Here is a 4,729-nt window from a genome sequence, read left to right as displayed (position 1 = left end):
CGTGGCGCAGGGGCAGACCGAGGGAGGGCCGGTGCGCCCGCCGCGCTCCGTGGTGCGGAGGCGGCGTATGGCTGTGCGGGCGCCCCAACGCCTCGGGTCCGCCGACGAGTTCGACCCCGCCCGGCTCCACCAGCTCACCCCGCCCGGCGCCGCGCAGCTGGCCGCGCGGCACGGAACCGCGGTCCTGGTGCACCACGACCTCACGGGCGAACACCTCGTGGTGAGCGCCGGCGGCCGGGTGCGCGGTGTCCTCGGCTGGGCGGACGCGGCCGTCGGCGACCCCGCGGAGGACATCGCCGGGCTCACCCGCGCCGTCGGCTCCGGTGCGGCCGTGCGGGCCGCCACCCTCGCCGGCTACGGCGCCCGGCCCTGCCTGCGCGGCCTCTGGCTGGCCCGCTGCGACACCGTCCTGCGCCTCATGGACCGCCTGGACGGCCGGGACACCGGCCCCCTCCCGCTCCTGCGGACCCAGCTGCGGCGCGCCTGGGAGACGATCCTGCTGGAGCGGGCGACCGAGTTCCGGGACGAGGACACCGGCGGGGCGCCGTAGCCCACCGGGTCAGCCCTGGGTGAGCACCACGCACGACTCCCCGGGCACCAGCAGCAGCCCGTCGGGCCCAGGCGCCTCGACCGGGTCCCACGCGGCGAGGACCCGCACCTCCGCGGTGCCCAGGGGGATCGCCGCCGGTTCCTTGCCGAGGTTCACGGCCACGCGGAGGTCCCCGCGCCGGAATGCCAGCCAGCGTGCCTCCTCGTCGTAGGCCACCTTGGTGTCGGCCAGGTCGGGATCGGTCAGGTCCGCCTGTTCCCCGCGCAGGACGATCAGCCGCCGGTACCAGGCCAGCACGCGCGCGTGTGGCTCGCGTTCCGGCTCCGACCAGTCCAGGCAGGAGCGCTCGCGGGTCGCCGGGTCCTGCGGATCGGGCACGTCCTCCTCGGCCCAGCCGTGTGCCGCGAACTCCCGCCGCCTGCCCCGCCGTACGGCCTCCGCGAGCTCCGGGTCCGTGTGGTCGGTGAAGAACTGCCACGGGGTGCCCGCGGCCCATTCCTCGCCCATGAACAGCATGGGTGTGAACGGCGCCGTCAGCGTGAGCGCGGCCGCGCAGGCCAGCAGGCCGGGGGACAGGGACTGCGACAGACGGTCGCCCTGGGCGCGGTTGCCGACCTGGTCGTGGGTCTGGCCGTAGCCCAGGAGCCGGTGCGCGGCCACCTGGGCGCGGTCCAGCGGGCGGCCGTGGTGGCGGCCCCGGAAGCCGGAGTACGTGCCGTCGTGGAAGAAGCCGCCGGTGAGGGTCTTGGCGAGGGCGGCGAAGGGGGCGCGGGCGAAGTCGGCGTAGTAGCCCTGGGCCTCGCCGGTCAGGGCGGTGTGCAGGGCGTGGTGGAAGTCGTCGTTCCACTGCGCCTGCAGGCCGAGGCCGTGCTCCGCGCGCGGGGTGATGATCCGCGGGTCGTTGAGGTCGGACTCGGCGATCAGGAACAGCGGCCGGCCCAGCTCGGCGGCGAGGCCGTCCACGGCCGTCGACAGTTCCTCCAGGAAGTGGCACGCGCGCGTGTCCCGCAGCGCGTGCACCGCGTCCAGCCGCAGCCCGTCGATCCGGTAGTCGCGCAGCCAGGCCAGCGCGCTGCCCGCGAGGTACGCGCGCACCTCGTCCGAACCGGGCGCGTCCAGGTTGACCGCGGCTCCCCAGGGGGTGTGGTGCGTCTCCGTGAAGTACGGCCCGAAAGCGGGCAGGTGGTTTCCGGACGGCCCCAGGTGGTTGTGCACGACGTCCAGGACCACCCCCAGACCGAGTTCGTGGGCCCGGTCGACGAAGCGCTTCAGTGCCTCCGGGCCGCCGTACGGCTCGTGCACCGCCCACGGCGAGACGCCCTCGTACCCCCAGCCGTGCCGGCCCGGGAAGGGACATAGTGGCATCAACTCGACATGCGTCACACCCAGTTCGACGAGATGTCCGAGCCGTTCGGCCGCCGCGTCCAGGGTGCCCTCGGGGGTGTACGTCCCCACGTGCAGCTCGTACAGCACCGCCCCGGGCAGCGGACGCCCCGTCCACTGTGCGCGCCAGCCGTACCGCGCGTGGTCCACGACCGCGCTCAGCCCGTCCGGGCCGTCCGGCTGGCGGCGCGAACGCGGATCGGGCAGCACGGGACCGTCGTCCAGCGCGAACCCGTACCGCGCGCCGTCACGCGCCTCCGCCTCCCCGCACCACCACCCCACCCGTTCCGGATCGCGCTCCAACGCGCGCGTGGCTCCCTCGCAATGGAGCGTCACACGGTCTGCCTGTGGTGCCCACACCTCGAACTGCACGGACGGTTCCCCTTCGTCTGCTCACCGTGATGTAGCTCGTCCATCGTGCCGCGAGCGGGGTCGATACGCTTTTGAATCTTGCCTTTCCCCGCAGGTGTCGCGCGAAGTACGGGTGTGGCGACCGTTTCCCCGTTTTCTGGACACCCGGGGTTCACTGACCGACAATCACGAGCGTGACGTCGTCCTTCGAGTTCAACACGTACCCCGCGCGATTGTCCGACGCGGAGCGCGACAAGGCGCTGCAGGTGCTCCGTGACGGCGTCGCCATGGGCCGTCTGTCGCACGATACGTTCGTGCGCCGCATGGAACTCGCCCTCGCCGCGCGCCGGGCCGACGAACTCGCCGCGCTCACCGCCGACCTGCCCCGGGAGAACCGCTTCTCGCGGGTGCTCTTCTCCGGTGTCGAGGCCGTCTCCGGCTTCACCGTACGGCTGCGCCGGGCCTGGCAGGCCGAGCGGCTGCCCAAGCTGCTGCTGCCGCACCCCGGCAACGACCATCCGCTGCGGATCGGCCGCGACCCCGCCAACGGGCTGCGGCTGAACCACGAGACGGTCTCCCGCGTGCACGCCGAACTCCGCCGGCAGGGCGGGACGTGGGTCCTCAGGGACCTCGGCTCGACCAACGGCACGACCGTGAACGGGCGCCGGGTGATCGGTGCCGTCGTGGTCCGCGAGGGCGACCAGGTCGGCTTCGGCCGGATGGCCTTCCGGCTCGCCACGAACTGAGCGGCGCGGCGGTCGCGACCGGCCTGAACCACATCGAGCGGTGGCCGAAAACCTACGCTTCACCGCGGTGTTGACGTACACCTCAACTCGTGACTGACTGTGCGTACGTCACGCACAGCAGGTGAACCGTCGGCACCGCATTGTGGAGGTGTGTCCTGCCGCTCCTCCGCTATCCGACCGTGGACGAGCTGGGTTCCCGTGCGGCCGCGCTCGTCGCGCGCCGCCCCAGGGACGCCCGGCTGCGCCGCATCGGGACCTCTCGCTCGGGTGCGCCCCTGTGGCTGCTTTCGATCGGTCACGGCGGCCGCCAGGTCCTCATCGTCGCGGGACCGCACGCCAACGAACCCGTGGGCGGCGCCACCGTCCTGCGCCTGGCCGAACGCGCCCTCGCCGACCCCCGGCTCACCGAGGGTGCCGACGCCACCTGGAACCTGCTCCTGTGCCTGGACCCCGACGGCTCGCGCCGCAACGAGGGCTGGCTGTCCGGCCCGTACACCCTGGGCCACTACTTCCGGAACTTCTTCCGGCCCGGCTTCCTGGAGCAGCCCGAATGGCTGCCCGACGGCGCCGAAGCCGCCGTCCTGCCCGAGACGCGCGCGCTGCTCGCCCTCCAGGAGGAGCTGCGGCCCTTCCTCCAGTGCTCCCTGCACGGCGTCGACGTCGGCGGCGGCTTCGTGGAGCTCACGCGGGACCTGCCGGGCCTCGACCGGAGCGTCGCGCACTCCGCGGCCCGCCTCGGCATCCCCCGCGAACTCGGCGCGTACGACACCCTGTACTGGCCCACCGTGGGGCCGGCCGTCTACCGGATCCCGCCACCGCGCCGGGGCGACCTCGCCGCGGCCATCACCGAGGCCGCGGTCGAGTCGACCTGGTTCCACCCGCACCGGTACGGCACGGTCACCGCGGTCGTCGAGGCGCCCATGTGGGGCGTGGCAGCCGTCGAGGACGGCTCGCCGCCCGCCGACCGGGACGCCGTGCTGCGCGCCGTCAGCGGCAAGCTGCGCCACGACACCCGGCTCCTGGACGGTGTGCTCGCCCGGATCCGGCCCCAGCTGCCCGCCGCGCCCGAGACGGCGAGCCTGCTCGCGCCGGTCGACGACTATTTACTGGTCTGCCCCGGACTGGCGGATGCCTGGGACCCCGACACCGACGACGGCGGCGCCCGTCCGCTGCCCGCGCTCAACACCGCCCACCTGGCCGCCCTGCGCATCTCCGGGCGCCGGCTGGCCCTGCGCACGGCCGGGCTGCTGCACCGGCTCGTACGGAGCGCCGGACAGGACCCGGCCGGCGTTCTGCCCGACCTGGACCGGCTGATCGACGAGTGGTGCGCGGACTACCGCGACGGCTGCGGGGCGCGCTGGATCCCGGTCGCCCGCCAGACCGAGTACCAGGCGCGCGTGGTGCTGAGCGCCTTCGAGCTGGCGCAGCGGCACGCGCGCGTGCGCTCCCGTTCGGGTGAGTCGGGCTGGGGTGCGGAGGCCGCCGTGCCGATGCACCGGGAATGACGTACTCCACCAAAGCGACAGTCGTGTGCGGCGCCGTACTGGCGGCTGCCTCCCTGCTCGTCGCCGCGCCCTCGGCATCCGCCCGGGCGGTGCCCCGGGACGGGTCCTCCGGCACCTGGCTGCACCTGACCGTCACCCGGGGCGACATCCTGCCCCCGGACCCGGGCACCGTGCACGGGCGTGGTGCCCGGGTC

Annotated in this window: 4 protein-coding genes and 1 pseudogene; 4 read left to right on the top strand and 1 reads right to left on the bottom strand. The window is 74.1% G+C overall.

Annotation, left to right across the window (positions count from 1 at the left end; translation table 11 throughout):
• The coding region (locus ACFW2E_RS41675) for a phosphotransferase (RefSeq protein ID WP_384475819.1) at window positions 1-550 on the top strand (550 nt) is incomplete at its 5' end.
• 9 nt (window positions 551-559) lie between these two features.
• Here the strand turns inward: ACFW2E_RS41675 and treZ are convergent.
• Window positions 560-2,305 carry a malto-oligosyltrehalose trehalohydrolase gene (gene treZ, locus ACFW2E_RS41670; RefSeq protein ID WP_384475816.1) on the bottom strand — a complete coding sequence of 582 codons (1,746 nt, stop codon included), beginning with the start codon at window positions 2,303-2,305 and terminating at the stop codon, window positions 560-562.
• 173 nt (window positions 2,306-2,478) lie between these two features.
• On the opposite strand from treZ, the gene ACFW2E_RS41665 reads away from it, so the two are divergent.
• The 3 genes and pseudogenes from ACFW2E_RS41665 to ACFW2E_RS41655 all read left to right on the top strand — a co-directional run.
• Window positions 2,479-3,030 (top strand): FHA domain-containing protein, encoded by a 552-nt coding sequence (locus ACFW2E_RS41665; protein ID WP_384475813.1) that lies wholly within the window; start codon window positions 2,479-2,481, stop codon window positions 3,028-3,030.
• A 179-nt stretch (window positions 3,031-3,209) separates the two neighbouring features.
• Window positions 3,210-4,535, top strand: coding sequence for a M14 family zinc carboxypeptidase (locus ACFW2E_RS41660; RefSeq protein WP_384475810.1), 1,326 nt, complete (start codon window positions 3,210-3,212; stop codon window positions 4,533-4,535).
• Window positions 4,532-4,729, top strand: a pseudogene (locus tag ACFW2E_RS41655) (serine protease); the annotation flags it as partial. The gene ACFW2E_RS41660 and the pseudogene ACFW2E_RS41655, both read left to right, overlap by 4 nt.

The organism is Streptomyces sp. NPDC058964, from assembly GCF_042741275.1.
Classification (GTDB): Bacteria; Actinomycetota; Actinomycetes; order Streptomycetales; family Streptomycetaceae; genus Streptomyces.
Note: the sequence above shows the minus strand (reverse complement) of the source record. Positions and strands in the feature narration are given on the sequence as shown.